A 15,339-nucleotide genomic window follows, 5' to 3' on the forward strand; every position below is an offset into this window, starting at 1 on the left:
GCCCAGCCTCGACAGTTGCCCGGCGCAAGTCAAGGAACGGCGAAAAACCGATTGAAACAGTCTGCGACAAGGTCGGCGCCGGGGTCGTCATTCAGGTGCAAATGATGGCCGCCAGGCAGCTGTTCACGGCTAAAGGGTAGACGTTCCAGCAACTCAGGATGTTTGGCGAGCATGCCGTCAGCGGCGACCACCAGTTGTGCCGGACAACTGACCCGCTGAACGAAAGCCATGGCCTGCTCGGTCGTCAGACGCAGCGGCGATGGCAGTGTCAGACGGTTATCGGTGCGCCAGGTATAGCCACCGGGGACCGGCATCAACCCGCGCTGGGCCAACAATTCTGCGGCTTCGCGGCTGACCGCCACCAGGCCTTTCATGCGTGCTTCGATGGCGCGGTCGAGGGTGTTGTAGACCGGTTTGCGCTTCTCCCGCAGATCCAGCTGCGCTTGCAGGGCCATGCCCATGCGTTCGGCAGCATTTTCGCCTTTGTCTGTAGGAGGAATGATGCCGTCGATCAACGCCAGATGGGTCACCCGCTCCGGCAACGACCCGGCCAACACCAGGGAAACGATCGCGCCCATGGAATGCCCCAGCAGCGCGAAGCGTTTCCAGCCCAGTTGTTCCGCGACTTGCAGCACGTCATGGGCGTAGTCCCACAGGGCATAACCGGCACCGCTCGGCCGATGCCCGGAATGACCGTGACCGGCCATGTCCAGGGCGATGATGCGCAGCCCTTTGAGCTTCGGCGCCAATCGGGCAAAGCTGTTGGCGTTGTCCAGCCAGCCGTGCAAGGCGATCACCGGCAAACCGTCTTCGGGCCCAAACAGGTGCGCTGCCAGCTCGATGTGCGGCAGGCTCAGGCGGACTTCTTCGACGACGCTGCTCATGCGCAATCCTGTTGGCGGCGACCTTCCCAACGGCTGAACAGATTTTTCAGCAGCGTGGCGGTGTCCTGTGGACGTTCGAGAGGAAACATGTGGCCGCCGGGCATGGTCAGGGACTCGCCCATCGGCATGCGCCCGACCGAACTGGCGTGATGGCGCATCACCACGCGGCTCTTGTGCCCGCGCACCACCGCCAGCGGCACTTTCAACTGACGTGCGCGGCCAGGGCTGGTGTGCGGCACGCCGCGGTAGATGCTGATTTCCGTGGCCGGGTCGAAGCGCAGGCGAAGCTTGTCGCCAACCTTTTGCAAACCGTGTTGCAGGTAGGCGTCGAAACATTCTGGGTCAAAACTGCGAAACAGGGTTTTGCCCGCGAAATACAGTCGGGCCGCGTCCAGATCAGCGAACTCTTCCCGTCGTCCCAGCGTGCGGCCGGCGGGCGTCAAACGGTCGATGAAGCCGAAACGCTTGGCGGCGCGGATCACCCATTGATCGGCGCGGGTCAGCACCGGCGAATCGAGCATCACCACCCCGCGATACAGCTCGGGGCAGCGCAACGCCGCATGCAGGTGCAACACGCCGCCGAAGGAATGGCCAACGCCCCACACCGGTTCCGGTTGTTGCTTGAGGTGATGAATCAGCTCATCCACCAGGTTTTGCCAGTTGTCGTCCGCTGGAAAACGCGGGTCATGGGCGTGCTGCTCCAGATGCGTCACCTGATATTCGGGCGCCAGCGCCGCGAACAACTTGCCGTAGGTCCCCGAAGGAAAGCCATTGGCGTGAGCGAAAAATATCTGCTGCGACATACCGGTCGATCCATCAACGAAAACAAGGGTTGATTGTCCGTAAGACGACGTCCTACAGCAATGACCGTAACTGCCAGGAATAATGACAGTCCGGCCAGGGTTATGCCGATCCGTGTAACAGCCGCATTTCAGCGAGCCGGCGGATTCTCGCCGAGCGGCACCACCGCCATGGTCAACCGCGACACACAACTGGCCTTGCCTTCATCGCTGCTCAGCCGGATATCCCATACATGGGTGGTGCGACCAATGTGAATAGGCTTGGCCACCGCCGTCACCCGTCCACTGCGCAGTCCGCGCAAGTGGTTGGCGTTGATTTCCAGACCCACGCAGTAAAACTTGCTGGCGTCGATGCACAGGTAGCTGGCCATCGAGCCGACGGTTTCAGCCAGCACCACTGAAGCGCCGCCGTGCAGCAAACCGTAAGGCTGGTGAGTGCGGTGGTCGATGACCATGCTCGCGGTCAGGGACTCTTCGTCGAAGGCTTCGAAACGAATGTCCAGCACATCGCCGATGGTGTTTTTCTGGATTGCGTTCAACTGCTCAATGTTGGGTGCGGTACGCCACAGACTCATCGCAGATTTTCCTTTGTTGGTTTTATTCGCGGCTCAATCCTGCCACAGCACCGTCTCGCTACGCTCGCTCCATTCCGCGAACCGGCCACCGTACGCCGCTTCGATCACGTTGCGCTTGATTTTCAGGGTCGGTGTCAGGAAGCCGTTTTCCACCGCCCAACTGTCCTTGACCACCACCAACCGGTGCAAGCGCTCATGTTTGTCGAGAGCGCCGTTGACCTCCTCCAGCAATTTTTCCAGGCTTGAATGCAGGCCGGCCCGCGCCGTGCCACCTGCGTCCTGCTGCCCAACGGCCGAGAGCACGCACAGGCCCAGCGGCGCGCTCAAACCATCGCCGACCACGCACACCTGTTCGATTCGCGAATGCACCGCCAGACGGTTTTCGATCGGTGCCGGAGCGACGTATTTGCCTTTGCTGGTTTTGAAGATTTCTTTCAAGCGCCCGGTCAGACGCAGGTTACCTTCGGCGTCTTGCTCGCCTTTGTCACCGGTGTGCAGGAAGCCGTCCTCGGTGATGGTCTCGGCGGTTTTCTCCGGCTCCTTGAAATACCCGAGCATGGTCGCGCCACTGCGCACCATGACCTCGCCGGACTCGGCGATCTGCACTTCGACTTCCGGGCAGGGCTTGCCGATCCAGCCGGGTTTGTACTCACCTGGACGGCCGATGTGCGAATAGCCGCAGCTTTCGGTCATGCCATAAACCTCCAGCACATCCAGCCCGAGCTTGCGGTACCAGAGCAATAAGGTATGCGGCACGGGCGCGGCGCCGGACAAGGCAACGCGCAAGGCATCGAGCCCCAGCCCGGCGAGGACTTTGTGCCCTACCCGCTTGCCGATGATCGGCAGTCCGAGCAGGAAGTCGAGGCGTTTTGCCGGGATCTTGCTGTAGACGCCCATCTGAAACTTGGTCCAGATGCGCGGCACGCCGAACAGCGCGGTCGGTCGAGCACGACGCAAATCGGTAAGGAAAGTATCGAGGCTCTCGGCGAAGAACACGGTTTGCCCGGTGTAGATCGACGCCAGCTCGACGAACATTCGCTCGGCGACGTGGCACAGCGGCAGGTACGACAGCAGTCGATCCGACTCATTGAGGCCGAACAACTGCGTGCCGTGGGTGGTGGCAAACCCCAGATTGCCGAAGTTGTGCATCACGCCTTTGGGCTGGCCGGTGGTGCCGGAGGTGTAAATGATGGTCGCCAGTTGATCGGCTGTGGGTTGAGGGTCGTCCTGGATCGGCGAGCTGCGTTGCAGATCGGCCCAGCTGAAATCGAACGTGCCGGCCGGACATAATGGCAAGCTGATGGTCGGTAGATCCGGGTGGACGCCACGGGACATGCCGGGCCAATCGTCCAGTTTGCCGATGAAGGCCAGTGCCGCTTCGGAGTGTTCAAGCACCTGGGCCACGGAGTCGGCGGTGAGGTTCGGGTAAAGGGGCACCGACACATGCCCGGCCATCCAGATCGCCAGGTCGGCGATGATCCAGTGAGCGCAGTTTTTCGAGATCAGGGCGATGTGGCTGCCTTGGGGCAACTCGCGCGCCCGCAGCCAATGGGCGGCGCAGCGGGCTTGATGACCGACGTCGGCCCAGGTCAGGGTCTCGACCTGGCCTCCACCGATAGGCTGGACCAGATAGCGCTGGCGGGGATGACGGGCTTCACGCTCGTAGAAGACGTCCAGCGGCAAACGAAAAGCAGCAGGCATGCGACTCGCTCCTTTGTTTTTTGGTCTGGAGCAAGCGTAGTCAACCAAGCGGTTGCTTGGTTGACTATTTCACACAAAAAATCAGGTTAGCCGCAGAACCTTGCGGGAGCGGGCTTGCTCGCGAAAGCGGTGAGTCAGGCAACGTAGATGCCGATTGACACGCCCTCTTCGCGAGCAAGCCCGCTCCCACGTTAGATCAGCATCACCCCGCTATTTCGCTCGACATTGGCGACGCTCCCACAAAAGCAGGGTTACGGGTGCTTGATGCCGTTGAGCTTCATCGCCCCGGCCAGCGGCAAATCGCCTTCCAGCTCCGCCAGGCCGGCGGTGGCCACCCTTTCCGGGTCCTGCACATGGCCGTGTTGCAGGTAGCCCAACAAATTGCCGACCAGCGGGTTATGACTGACTAGCAACACGCGGTCTACAGATACCAATTGTTCCGATACCACTTGCGGACTGTAATCCGGAGTCAGCCATTCAACCGTGCGGATCTCCGGCGCAAACCCCAATGCCTCGCGCACCAACTGCGCCGTCTCCTGCGCTCGCAGGTAAGGGCTGGCATAGATGGCCGTAATCGGCTGGCCGATCAACTGTGCGGCCGTGCGCAGTACCTCTTCACGACCGCGGGCAGTCAGTGCCCGTTCGGAGTCTGTGCGAGTGCCGTGTGGCTCGGCTTCACCATGACGCAATACCCAGAGTTTCATAGCTTGGGCTCCTCATCTCGGGCCGGGTGCGGTGCCGGCGCCACAACGTGCGGCGTTTCACCTTCCGGGGTACGCGGCGTTGGCCAATCGGCGAACGGCCAGGGTTTCTGGTCGCTGTGGAAGCTGCCGAAACGACCGATCTGCGCCAGGAACTGGCTCAGGCTGTCGCCGAAGTTCATCAGGCTGGCGCTCGGGGCGCCATAGATCAAACGATAGATCAACTGCACCAGCACCACGGCGCCCAGGATGAACTGCGCCACTTGCCAGACCAGCACATAGACGATCATCCACAACACCCGCAGCAGGATGGATTCGTACTTGGCTTCTACTTTCGGATCGTTCATGTCTCGCTCCCTTCCCTGTCGATAGAGTGTTCAGTTGAAATCGCTGGTGGAGATAAAGTCGACGTCGGTTTTCGGTTCGCCGCGCATCAATAGCTCAATCACCTGATTAAGCGTGCGCCCTTCGAACAGGATCGCGTGCAACCCGGCGACCAGCGGCATATACACGCCCACCTCCTGAGCCTTGGCCTTGAGCACCTTAAGGGTGTTCACACCTTCGGCGACTTCACCCAGGCGCGTCACCGCGTCTTCCAGGCTCAGGCCCTGGCCGAGGGCGAACCCGACCTGGTAGTTACGGCTTTTCGGCGACGAGCAGGTCACGATCAAATCGCCCACGCCCGCCAGCCCCAGGAAGGTCATTGGGTTTGCGCCCTGATTCACTGCGAAGCGGGTCATTTCCGCCAGCGCCCGGGTGATCAGCATGCTCTTGGTATTTTCGCCCATGCCCAAGGCCACCGCCATGCCGGCTATGATCGCGTAGACGTTTTTCAGCGCCCCGCCCAACTCCACGCCGAAGCGGTCGGCGCTGGCGTACACACGAAAGGTGCGGCCGTGCAATGCTTCCTGGACTTGCTGGCAGAGGTCTTCGTCTTCGCTGGCGACCACCGTCGCGGTCAGTGCGTGTTCGGCGATTTCACGGGCCAGGTTCGGCCCGGACAGCACGCCAATGCGCGCTTGCGGGGCGATCTCTTCGAGGATCTGGCTCATCAGCTTGAAAGTGTGTGCTTCGATGCCTTTGGTCAGGCTTACCAGCAACTTGCCGCTTAAAAGTTCGGCGTGGGGTGCCAGCACCGAGCGCAGCGCGCTGGACGGCAGCGCAACGAAACTCAGGTCGCAGGCTTCCAGGGTGGCTTGCAGGTCGGTGACCGCTTCCACGGCCGGCAGAATCTTGATGCCTTTGAGGTAACGCGGGTTTTCGCGATTGACCCGAATGGCCTCAGCCTGCTCGGGGTCACGCATCCACAGCCGGACCTGATGGCCGTTCTCGGCCAGCAGATTAGCCACGGCGGTACCAAAACTTCCGCCTCCCAGGACCGCAATCGGGCGCTGTTCAGTCATATGCAATCCGTTAATCCATACCAGTGGCGATGTCGGCATTATACGGAGCGGCCCAGTGGCGGCCAGCCCCCGCGTCAATTACCGACTCATGTAGAAAGAAGACCAATAAATCCGAGGAAAATGCCGGTAACGTGACTGGAAAAGTCGACCAGCTCGGTTAACATGCGCGCCAATTGTTCGCTATCAAGGATGTGTTGTGTCTTTCGGCTCTCCATCACCTCGCTCGCCACTGCTACTGGCGCTGATTCTCAGCCCGCCATTGCTGGCCGACGACTTGTTCCTCGACAGTGAGCCGCTGCCACAGGTGCTGACCGCCACGCGGCTGAAGCAGTCACCGGCTGCGGTGCCGGGCAGCATGACGGTGATCGACAGCGAACTGATCAACGCCAGTGGCGCCCGGGATATCAGCGAATTGCTGCGCCTGGTGCCGGGGATGATGGTCGGCAACATCAGCGGCAATCAGGCGGCAGTGAACTACCACGGCACCAACGCCAGCGAAGCGCGGCGCATGCAAGTGCTGATCGACGGCCGCTCGGTGTACCGTGCGGGCCTGGCCACGGTGGACTGGAGTGACATTCCGGTCGCCATGGAAGACATCGAACGCATCGAGGTTTTCCGCGGCCCCAACACCGTCAGCTATGGCGCCAATGCGTTGATGGCCGTGGTCAACATCATCACGCGCAACCCGGCCGACAGCCACGGCACGCGGATGAAAATCACCCGGGGCCAGCGCGGCATCGACGACTTTTACGCCAGTCAGGGTGTGGGTTGGGACGGCGGCGACTTGCGCCTGTCGCTGTCCGGACAGCAAGACGACGGCTTCGATTCGGACCGCACCGGCGCCGATTACCGTGACAGTCGCCGCTTGAACCGTTTCAACCTTGCCGTCAGCCAGACGCTCACTGAAAGCCAGAGCATCGACTGGCAATTAAATGCCAAGGACGGGACCAACCAGCGACCGTATACCTACCGTCCGGTGTTCTCGGGGATTACCGATGCGGGGAACAATTCCGACGTCATCGCCAAGGACTACGCAGGCTCGCTGCGCTGGAATCTGGACATCAATCCCGATCACAGCCTTTATATCCAGGGTTCGGCGCAACACTGGGATCGTCAGCAGACCTGGCGCGCCTGCGATGCCGAGGTCTCGTTCAGCCCGGAGTTGACAGAACTCTGGCAGCTCAATCCGAACTACACCGAACGTCTGGCGCGCAATATCGAGCGCTATACCGGGTCCGGCGCACCGGAAGGTACACCGGCCGAACGTGCACTGGGCAATCAGGTGCTGGATCAGTGGAAAAACGGTGCCCGACAAACCCTGTGCGGCGACATCGACCAGAGCACCCGAGAGACGCGCTACGACCTCGAATTGCAGGACACGTTGAGCCTGTCCGATAGTCTGCGACTGGTCAGCGGCATGAACTATCGTTACGACCGGGCGGATTCCGAGACCTACTTCAATGGCACTCTCGACGACACTACCTGGCGGGCGTTCGGTCAACTCGAGTGGCGCGCCACCGAGCACTGGTTGCTTCAGGGCGGTGCGATGTTCGAAGACACCCAATTGATCGGCAGTTCGCTCACCCCTCGGGTGGCGGTCAATTACCTGATCAACCCGCGCCATGGCCTGCGGGCGGTGTACTCGGAAGCGGTCCGCTCACCGGATATGTTCGAGAACAACGTCAACTGGAGTTACCAGGTGACCAACCTGCGCCCCGCTGCATACGGCCAGAACAGCGCGCGCTATTTCGTCAGGACCCGCGGCCCCGGCGATCTCGAACAGGAACACATGCGATCACGGGAACTGGGTTACAACGGCTACTTCGCCGACCTGGGGCTGGCAGTCGATGTGAAGCTGTTCTACGACGAAATCACCGGCATGATCAGCGAACCGCTGCGCAACAATCAGTACATCGCCAGCAACTCCAACAACTCGCGATTTTCTGGGGCAGAAACCCAGCTTGACTGGAGAATCGGCAGCGCCGATCGCCTGCGCCTGACTTATGCCTACGTCGATGCCGAGGCGAGCAATCCGCTGGATGCGCAACAGACCGCCCGCAACAGCGGCTCCGCCGGCTGGCTGCGAAACTGGGGGCATGGCTGGAACAGCGCACTCTTCTATTATGGCGACGACGCCCTCAACGGCTACCGCTTCGAACGGGTCGACACACGTATCGCCAAACACATCGGCCTGGGCAAGGCCAACCTGGAACTGGCCGCAGTGCTCCAGCAACGCCTGGACAATCAGCCCACTACCTTCATCGACAACAATTACGATGAGCGTCGGGTGATTTACTTCAGTGCGGAGCTGGCGTTCTAAGATGCGTAATCGTCCGGCACGCAAGACGCCAATCCTTGGCCACCTGCTGGTCGGGTTATGCCTGGTGTTTGCCGGATTGTTGTCTAGCCTGCCGGCAAGGGCCGCGGACATTTTGCTGATCGGTGCCGAAGACAGCCCGGCCGTGCAATCCTTCGCCCAGGCCCTGCGCGAAATGCGCCTCGACGACAGCGTGCGCTTCCAGGCACTGGCAAACTTACCCGCGCCGGACCAACTGCCCGACAGCACCCGCTTGATTCTCCTCGACCTGGCAAGCCTCGACTGGCGCCTGCAAGACGCCCAAGGCCCGGCGACGCTGGTGCTGCGCATCAGCCGCCTGCAAGCCCGCCAGCGCCTGGGCACTGCGCGGCCCTCGCGATTGAGCCTGCTCTGGAGCGATCAGCCTCTGGACCGACAATTGCGCCTGACCCAAACCCTCCTGCCCCAGGCCAAACGGGTGGGTGTGCTCTACGACGATCACAGCGAATTTCTCTTGAAAGAGTTGGCCCAGGCCGCCCGGTCCCTGGGCCTTGAGGTCATCACCGAGCGTTGGGACAACACCAATGACAGCCGGCCGTTGCAAACTCTGCTGAAAAACAGCGACGTGCTGCTGGGCCTCGACGATCCCGACCTGTACAACCCGAAAACCGCGAAGAACCTGCTGCTCAGCAGCTACGCGCGGCAAATGGCGCTGATCGGCCCCAACCCCGGATTCGTCAAGGCTGGCAGCCTGGCCAGCACCTACAGCGATCAGAGCGATTGGCTGGAGATTCTCGATGACCTGCTCGACCGGCCACCGGCGACATGGCCACGCGCACATTACCCGCAACACTTCAAAGTCTTGAGTAACCCGCAAGTGGCGCGTTCATTAGGGATTGAACAGATGCCTGATGCATTTGTCGCAACACAGTTGGCCGCAGGAGAACGCCGCCCATGACCTTCCGTCGTCGTTGGGACATCAACACGCGCACCCAAATCATCAGCCTCGGCCCTGCCCTGTTGCTGACATTGCTGTTGATCAGTTTCTTCACGTTCGTGCGGATCCAGGACCTGCGTCAGGAGCTCAACCACACCGGTCAGCTGATCGCCAACCAACTGGCGCCGGCCACCGAGTACGGTGTGATTTCGGGCAATAACGAAGTGCTCGAAACGTTGCTCAAGGCCACCCTGGCCACGCCCCATGTGCGTTTCCTGGAAGTGCAGGACAGCGCCAACCGGATACTGGTATACGTCGAGCAACCGTCGGAAACCCACACCCGGTCAAAACAGGTCGAAGTGTTCCAGGCTCCGGTGCGGCTGCAACGGGTGCCGTTGCACAATGATTTTTTCCAGGGCGGCAAAGTCGTCAACAACGCCCCCGTCGAGGATTATCTGGGGCGGGTGATTGTCGGCCTGTCGAACGACGCCTTCAGCCAGCGCCAGCAGGAAATCCTGCTTAAAGCCGGGATCCTGGCGTTGTTCGCGCTGCTATTCACTTTTCTGGTGGCCCGGCGCCTGGCACGAAGCCTGTCGCAACCGATCCGCGATATCGGCAACGCGGTCAAGGCGATTCAGGACGGCGACTATAAAACGCCCTTGCCCATTGTCGACGACACCGAACTGGGGGCGCTGTCGCAACACATCAACAACCTCGCCAACGGCCTGGAACAAGCCAGTCGCGAACAGCATCAAGCCATGGCGCAATTGATCCAGACCCGTGAGGAAGCGGAAAAGGCCAACAACGCCAAGTCCGACTTCCTGGCAATGATGAGCCACGAACTGCGTACACCGATGAATGGCGTGCTGGGTATGCTGCAACTGCTCGAAACCACCGACATGACCGAGGAGCAGGTCGAATACGCGGCGCTGGCCTCGGAGTCCACCGAACACCTGCTCAAAGTCATCAACGACATCCTCGACTTCTCGCGTATCGAGCGCTCGGAACTGGAGCTGGAGCACATTCCGTTCAACCTCGCGGACCTGATCAGCAGTTGCGCCCAGTCGTTCCAGCACAGCGCCGCGCAACGCGGGCTCGACTTGGCACTGTTGATTCCCGACGACATGCGCGCGTTGCAGGTTCAGGGCGACCCGACGCGAATCCGGCAGATTCTGGTGAACCTGGTCGGCAATGCGCTGAAGTTCACCGAGCAGGGGCGCATCACCATCGAACCGCAGTGGCAGTCGCTGGACCATGAACTGTTGTGGTTCACCTGCACCGTGCGCGACAGCGGCATCGGCATCTCGTCCGAACGCCTGGAATTGATGTTCCACGCCTTCCAGCAGGCGGACAGTTCTATTTCAAGGCGTTACGGCGGTACCGGACTGGGCCTGCCGATTGCCCGCACGCTGGCTGAACGCATGGGCGGCACCTTGCGTGCCCAGAGCGAGGAAGGTCGCGGCTCGGTATTCACCCTGGAAATCCCGCTGGCGCTCTCTAAACAGTCGCTGCCCGTGCTGACGCCTCGCACACAGGCCAGCAACGATGATGGCGAAGGACGCAACGTGCTGCTGGTGGAAGACAACCCGGTCAACCAGACGGTCATCGAAGCAATGTTGCGCAGTCTGGGCTTTACTGTCAGCGTCGCCACCGATGGAGCCCAGGCGGTTCGCAGTGCCGAGAGTCTGATTTTCGAAGCGATTCTGATGGATTGCCGACTGCCAATCATTGACGGCTATGAAGCCACCCGACAGATCCGCCAGTTGCCCGGTTGTACGGACTTGCCGATCATCGCCCTGACCGCCAACGCTTTGCAGGGCGACCGCGAAGCCTGTTTATCGGCGGGAATGAACGATTACCTGGCCAAGCCCTTCAAACGTGCTGATCTACAGCAAATTCTGCAGCGTTGGGTGCAGTAGTGCAGGCCTTTCGGCTATCTGCGACTGGCGTGAAAGGCGAAAGTGCGGCAGTCTTAGGCACCCGAACAGGCCCGAAAAGGGGCTTGAATAATAATTTCAGTGCACAAGTGTACATTCATGTCCTTGGTGCTGTGACTTTCACCACAACGCAATAGTCTATGAGTAGGCTGCTGATTCGAGGCATGAACGCTTCGATCGGCCGGGAAGATTTGCCCCACCTGCCGCATGGGACTATTGAGGAGCTCGCATGACCAAACAAAACGCCTTTACCCGGGAAGACCTGCTGCGCTGCAGTCGCGGTGAGCTGTTCGGCCAAGGTAACGCGCAACTGCCCGCCCCGAACATGCTGATGGTGGATCGCATTACACTGATCAGCGAAGAAGGCGGCAAGTACGGCAAAGGTGAATTGGTCGCCGAGCTGGATATCACTCCGGATCTGTGGTTTTTCGCCTGTCACTTCGAAGGTGACCCGGTGATGCCAGGCTGCCTGGGCCTCGACGCCATGTGGCAACTGGTCGGTTTCTTCCTCGGCTGGCAAGGTCTGCCGGGCCGCGGCCGCGCCCTGGGTTCGGGCGAAGTGAAGTTCTTTGGTCAGGTTTTGCCGACCGCGAAGAAAGTGACCTATAACATTCATATCAAGCGCGTCCTGAAAGGCAAGCTGAACCTCGCTATCGCCGATGGTTCGGTCAGTGTCGACGGCCGCGAAATCTACACCGCCGAAGGCCTCCGGGTCGGCGTGTTCACCTCCACTGAAAACTTCTAAGGGTTATCCGCATGCGCCGCGTCGTTATCACTGGTCTGGGCATCGTTTCGTGCCTGGGCAATGACAAAGAGACCGTCTCCGCTAACCTGCGTGCAAGCCGCCCTGGCATCCGGTTCAACCCGGAATATGCCGAAATGGGTCTGCGTAGCCAGGTTTCCGGCTCCATTGACCTTCCCCTCGAAGAACTGATCGATCGCAAGATCTTTCGCTTCGTCGGCCACGCGGCGGCTTACGCCTACCTGGCCATGAAAGATGCCATCGCCGACTCCGGTCTGACCGATGAGCAAGTCTCCAACCCGCGTACCGGCCTGATCGCCGGTTCCGGTGGCGCCTCCACGCTGAACCAGATGGAAGCGCTGGACATCCTGCGCGAGAAAGGCGTCAAGCGCGTCGGCCCATACCGTGTAACGCGGACCATGAGCAGCACCGTTTCCGCTTGCCTGGCCACCCCGTTCAAGATCAAGGGCCTGAACTACTCCATCGCTTCTGCCTGTGCCACCAGTGCTCACTGCATCGGTACCGCCATGGAACAGATCCAGATGGGCAAGCAGGACATCGTGTTCGCCGGCGGCGGTGAAGAAGAGCATTGGAGCCAGTCGTTCCTGTTCGACGCCATGGGCGCACTGTCCAGCCAGTACAACGAAACCCCGGAAAAAGCTTCCCGTGCCTACGACGCCAAGCGTGACGGTTTCGTCATCGCCGGCGGTGGCGGCATGGTCGTGGTCGAAGAGCTGGAACACGCTCTGGCTCGCGGCGCGAAGATCTACGCGGAAATCGTTGGCTACGGCGCGACCTCCGACGGCTACGACATGGTCGCCCCAAGCGGCGAAGGTGCCATCCGCTGCATGCAGATGGCCATGTCCACTGTCGACGCTCCGATCGACTACCTGAACACCCACGGCACTTCGACCCCGGTCGGCGACGTCATGGAGATGAAAGGTGTGCGTGAAGTGTTCGGTGACAAGGCTCCGGCCATCAGCTCCACCAAGAGCCTGTCGGGTCACTCCCTGGGCGCCGCCGGCGTTCACGAAGCGATCTACTGCATGCTGATGATGGAAGGCAACTTCATGGCGGGTTCTGCCAACATCGACGAACTGGACCCGGAAGTGGCTGACATGCCGATCCTGACCAAGACTCGCGAAGACGCCACCATCGACACAGTGATGAGCAACAGCTTCGGCTTCGGTGGCACCAATGCCACGCTGGTACTGAAGCGCTGGGCCGGTAAGTAGTACCCCGCCCTTCTACGCTGCACACAAAAACGCCCCGACTGGTTCGGGGCGTTTTTTTGTGCCTGAATAATGTGGAACAACGCAATCCCTGTGGGAGCGAGCCTGCTCGCGAAGGCGGTCTGACAGATACATTGATATTGAATGTGACGCCGTCTTCGCGAGCAGGCTCGCTCCCACAGGATCTGTGTTGAACTCTCGGTTTTCGTCGTCGCGAACATGAAGCTTTTGTCATAAAACTCAGCGGCCTGCGACCGAATGCCGCGTGTTTCGCGGGCTGCAGGACTTTCTCTGATTTTGCAAAAATCCGTTATCGAATTCTGTCGTTTACTTAGCAGGCTAACCAAACATATAACGGAGTCCTGCACACGCCTTGCTGCAGATAACAGAGATTGGAGCTAGCAGATGACTGTAAAAGTAACTGAACGCGACGATTCACATATGTCCCATGAAGGCGTAGCCGCCGGTATCCGGATCTGGGATGTACATCAACAAGACATGCTGGTAGGAATGTTCCATTCCGAAACCGATGCCCACAGCTACAAGGCCGAACTTGAAAAACTGGAGCAGCAACGAGAACTACGCTCCGCTTGAGCAATTACAGCATTGAAAACGACAAACCCCGCCATGAGCGGGGTTTGTCGTTGTTGAAGCCCTAAGGGCTTACCACATCAGATCGTCCGGGATCTGATAAGCCGCGTACGGATCGTCTTCAGCAGCGACTTCTTCGGTCTTCACATTCATCTGCACGATGCGCTGTGGATCGCGCTCCTGGATCTTCAGGGCCGCCTCACGCGGGATCACTTCGTAGCCACCGGCATGATGCACGATTGCCAGCGAACCGCTGCTGAGCTTGTTGCGCATCAGGGTGTTGACGCAGATGCGCTTGACCTTCTTGTCGTCGACGAAGTTGTAGTAGTCCTCGGTAGTCAGCTTCGGCAGGCGCGAGACTTCGATCAATTGCTTGACCTGGGCCGCGCGGGCTTTCGCCTCGGCCTTCTCCTGCTGTTGACGGTTCAGCTCCTGGTCGCGCTTGACCTTCTCGGCCATGGCTTCCTGGGCTGCACGCTGCTGCGAGTCATCGAGCTCGATCTGACCTTTGTGGGCCAGGCGTTGCTGCTTCTTTTTCTCTTTGCCGACCTGTTTGGCCTGCTTCTGGTTGACCAGCCCTGCTTTGAGCAACTGGTCGCGAAGGGAAATGCTCATGGTGCTTATTACTCACTTAGGCAACTGCTCAACCGCAGCTGGGCACATTCTTTTCCTGACGTTTGGCTTCGCCCCACAAGGCGTCCAACTCTTCGAGGGTGCAATCTTCTATGGGACGGTGGGTGTCGCGCAATGCTTGTTCGATAAAACGGAACCGTCTTTCAAATTTTGAGTTGGCGCCGCGCAACGCGGTTTCCGGATCGACCTTCAGGTGTCGCGCCAGATTGACCACGGAAAACAGCAGATCACCGACTTCATCGGCAATCGCTGCCGAGTCGTTGTCGGCCATGGCTTCGAGCACTTCATCGAGTTCTTCGCGGACCTTGTCCAGCACCGGCAACGCATCCGGCCAGTCGAAACCGACCTGCCCGGCCCGCTTTTGCAGTTTCGCCGAACGAGACAACGCCGGCAGTGCGGCGGGTACGTCATCCAGCAAGGACAGTTGTTCCGGCGCCGCGGATTTCTCGGCGCGTTCTTCGGCCTTGATCTCTTCCCAGCGCTGCTTGACCTGCTCTTCACTCAGTCGCGGGATATCCAGCGGCGCGTACAGATCACCGGTGGGGAACACGTGAGGGTGACGGCGGATCAGCTTGCGGGTGATGCTGTCGACCACGCCGTCGAATTCGAAGCGCCCTTCTTCCCGGGCCAACTGACTGTAATAAACCACCTGAAACAGCAGATCCCCCAACTCGCCCTGCAAGTGATCGAAGTCGCCGCGCTCGATAGCATCGGCAACTTCATAGGCTTCTTCGAGCGTGTGCGGGACGATGGAGGCGTAGGTTTGCTTGATGTCCCACGGGCAACCGAACTGCGGGTCGCGCAGACGGTTCATCAGGTGCAGCAAGTCTTCAAGTGAATACATCAATCAATCTCTGCAAGAACCTGTGGGAGCGGGCTTGCTCGCGAAAGCGGTGTGTCAGGCAAC

15 protein-coding genes are annotated in these 15,339 nt (G+C 60.2%); 6 read left to right on the forward strand and 9 right to left on the reverse strand.

Features of this window, described 5'->3' with window-relative positions:
• Positions 1-29: 29 nt before the first annotated feature.
• The 7 genes from ACA055_RS22385 to ACA055_RS22415 all read right to left on the reverse strand — a co-directional run bounded on the left by ACA055_RS22385 (position 30) and on the right by ACA055_RS22415 (position 6,064).
• Entirely contained in the window at positions 30-884 is an 855-nt protein-coding gene (locus ACA055_RS22385) for an alpha/beta hydrolase (protein ID WP_497680622.1), read from the reverse strand.
• A complete protein-coding gene (locus tag ACA055_RS22390) occupies positions 881-1,687 on the reverse strand; it encodes an alpha/beta fold hydrolase (protein ID WP_497680623.1) in 807 nt (268 codons plus the stop codon). The genes ACA055_RS22385 and ACA055_RS22390 overlap by 4 nt, the downstream gene beginning before the upstream one ends.
• Positions 1,688-1,815: 128 nt before the next feature.
• The gene (locus tag ACA055_RS22395) at positions 1,816-2,259 is read right to left on the reverse strand and encodes a hotdog fold thioesterase (RefSeq protein WP_497680624.1); all 444 of its coding nucleotides are present in this window, start codon (positions 2,257-2,259) and stop codon (positions 1,816-1,818) included.
• A gap of 33 nt (positions 2,260-2,292) precedes the next feature.
• Positions 2,293-3,960 (reverse strand): AMP-binding protein, encoded by a 1,668-nt coding sequence (locus ACA055_RS22400; protein WP_497680625.1) that lies wholly within the window; start codon positions 3,958-3,960, stop codon positions 2,293-2,295.
• A 251-nt stretch (positions 3,961-4,211) separates the two neighbouring features.
• Complete coding sequence (gene sixA, locus ACA055_RS22405; protein WP_497680626.1) at positions 4,212-4,664, reverse strand: phosphohistidine phosphatase SixA; 453 nt, start codon at positions 4,662-4,664, stop codon at positions 4,212-4,214.
• The gene (locus ACA055_RS22410; RefSeq protein WP_497680627.1) at positions 4,661-5,008 is read right to left on the reverse strand and encodes a DUF4389 domain-containing protein; all 348 of its coding nucleotides are present in this window, start codon (positions 5,006-5,008) and stop codon (positions 4,661-4,663) included. Before ACA055_RS22410 ends, sixA begins: the two co-directional genes overlap by 4 nt.
• A gap of 30 nt (positions 5,009-5,038) precedes the next feature.
• Complete coding sequence (locus tag ACA055_RS22415; RefSeq protein WP_497680628.1) at positions 5,039-6,064, reverse strand: NAD(P)H-dependent glycerol-3-phosphate dehydrogenase; 1,026 nt, start codon at positions 6,062-6,064, stop codon at positions 5,039-5,041.
• 196 nt (positions 6,065-6,260) lie between these two features.
• Between ACA055_RS22415 and ACA055_RS22420 the strand changes: the two genes are divergently transcribed.
• From ACA055_RS22420 to ACA055_RS22445, 6 genes are all read left to right on the forward strand, one after another.
• Positions 6,261-8,384 (forward strand): TonB-dependent receptor plug domain-containing protein, encoded by a 2,124-nt coding sequence (locus ACA055_RS22420; RefSeq protein WP_497680629.1) that lies wholly within the window; start codon positions 6,261-6,263, stop codon positions 8,382-8,384.
• A 1-nt stretch (position 8,385) separates the two neighbouring features.
• The gene (locus ACA055_RS22425; RefSeq protein WP_497680630.1) at positions 8,386-9,318 is read left to right on the forward strand and encodes an ABC transporter substrate-binding protein; all 933 of its coding nucleotides are present in this window, start codon (positions 8,386-8,388) and stop codon (positions 9,316-9,318) included.
• A complete protein-coding gene (locus ACA055_RS22430; RefSeq protein WP_497680631.1) occupies positions 9,315-11,216 on the forward strand; it encodes an ATP-binding protein in 1,902 nt (633 codons plus the stop codon). The genes ACA055_RS22425 and ACA055_RS22430 overlap by 4 nt, the downstream gene beginning before the upstream one ends.
• 247 nt (positions 11,217-11,463) lie before the next feature.
• The gene (gene fabA / locus ACA055_RS22435; RefSeq protein WP_497680632.1) at positions 11,464-11,979 is read left to right on the forward strand and encodes a 3-hydroxyacyl-[acyl-carrier-protein] dehydratase FabA; all 516 of its coding nucleotides are present in this window, start codon (positions 11,464-11,466) and stop codon (positions 11,977-11,979) included.
• Positions 11,980-11,990: 11 nt separating this feature from the next.
• Positions 11,991-13,211, forward strand: coding sequence for a beta-ketoacyl-ACP synthase I (gene fabB, locus ACA055_RS22440; RefSeq protein ID WP_497680633.1), 1,221 nt, complete (start codon positions 11,991-11,993; stop codon positions 13,209-13,211).
• 402 nt (positions 13,212-13,613) lie between these two features.
• Positions 13,614-13,802, forward strand: coding sequence for a hypothetical protein (locus ACA055_RS22445; protein WP_462004470.1), 189 nt, complete (start codon positions 13,614-13,616; stop codon positions 13,800-13,802).
• A gap of 69 nt (positions 13,803-13,871) precedes the next feature.
• Here the strand turns inward: ACA055_RS22445 and ACA055_RS22450 are convergent, their stop codons facing one another.
• Positions 13,872-14,414 (reverse strand): DUF2058 domain-containing protein, encoded by a 543-nt coding sequence (locus tag ACA055_RS22450; protein WP_497680634.1) that lies wholly within the window; start codon positions 14,412-14,414, stop codon positions 13,872-13,874.
• A gap of 28 nt (positions 14,415-14,442) precedes the next feature.
• Entirely contained in the window at positions 14,443-15,276 is an 834-nt protein-coding gene (gene mazG, locus ACA055_RS22455; RefSeq protein WP_497680635.1) for a nucleoside triphosphate pyrophosphohydrolase, read from the reverse strand.
• Positions 15,277-15,339: the final 63 nt, after the last annotated feature.

This window comes from Pseudomonas sp. LBUM1657, assembly GCF_059716075.1.

What these genes read in the sequence shown, in the direction of transcription:
- ACA055_RS22415 (WP_497680628.1), bottom strand. Translation starts at nt 6,064, where the DNA reads ATGACTGAACAGCGCCCGATTGCGGTCCTGGGAGGCGGAAGTTTTGGT.
- ACA055_RS22400 (WP_497680625.1), bottom strand. Translation starts at nt 3,960, where the DNA reads ATGCCTGCTGCTTTTCGTTTGCCGCTGGACGTCTTCTACGAGCGTGAA.
- sixA (WP_497680626.1), bottom strand. Translation starts at nt 4,664, where the DNA reads ATGAAACTCTGGGTATTGCGTCATGGTGAAGCCGAGCCACACGGCACT.
- ACA055_RS22450 (WP_497680634.1), bottom strand. Translation starts at nt 14,414, where the DNA reads ATGAGCATTTCCCTTCGCGACCAGTTGCTCAAAGCAGGGCTGGTCAAC.
- ACA055_RS22385 (WP_497680622.1), bottom strand. Translation starts at nt 884, where the DNA reads ATGAGCAGCGTCGTCGAAGAAGTCCGCCTGAGCCTGCCGCACATCGAG.
- ACA055_RS22425 (WP_497680630.1), top strand. Translation starts at nt 8,386, where the DNA reads ATGCGTAATCGTCCGGCACGCAAGACGCCAATCCTTGGCCACCTGCTG.
- ACA055_RS22430 (WP_497680631.1), top strand. Translation starts at nt 9,315, where the DNA reads ATGACCTTCCGTCGTCGTTGGGACATCAACACGCGCACCCAAATCATC.
- ACA055_RS22390 (WP_497680623.1), bottom strand. Translation starts at nt 1,687, where the DNA reads ATGTCGCAGCAGATATTTTTCGCTCACGCCAATGGCTTTCCTTCGGGG.
- ACA055_RS22445 (WP_462004470.1), top strand. Translation starts at nt 13,614, where the DNA reads ATGACTGTAAAAGTAACTGAACGCGACGATTCACATATGTCCCATGAA.
- mazG (WP_497680635.1), bottom strand. Translation starts at nt 15,276, where the DNA reads ATGTATTCACTTGAAGACTTGCTGCACCTGATGAACCGTCTGCGCGAC.
- fabA (WP_497680632.1), top strand. Translation starts at nt 11,464, where the DNA reads ATGACCAAACAAAACGCCTTTACCCGGGAAGACCTGCTGCGCTGCAGT.
- fabB (WP_497680633.1), top strand. Translation starts at nt 11,991, where the DNA reads ATGCGCCGCGTCGTTATCACTGGTCTGGGCATCGTTTCGTGCCTGGGC.
- ACA055_RS22395 (WP_497680624.1), bottom strand. Translation starts at nt 2,259, where the DNA reads ATGAGTCTGTGGCGTACCGCACCCAACATTGAGCAGTTGAACGCAATC.
- ACA055_RS22410 (WP_497680627.1), bottom strand. Translation starts at nt 5,008, where the DNA reads ATGAACGATCCGAAAGTAGAAGCCAAGTACGAATCCATCCTGCTGCGG.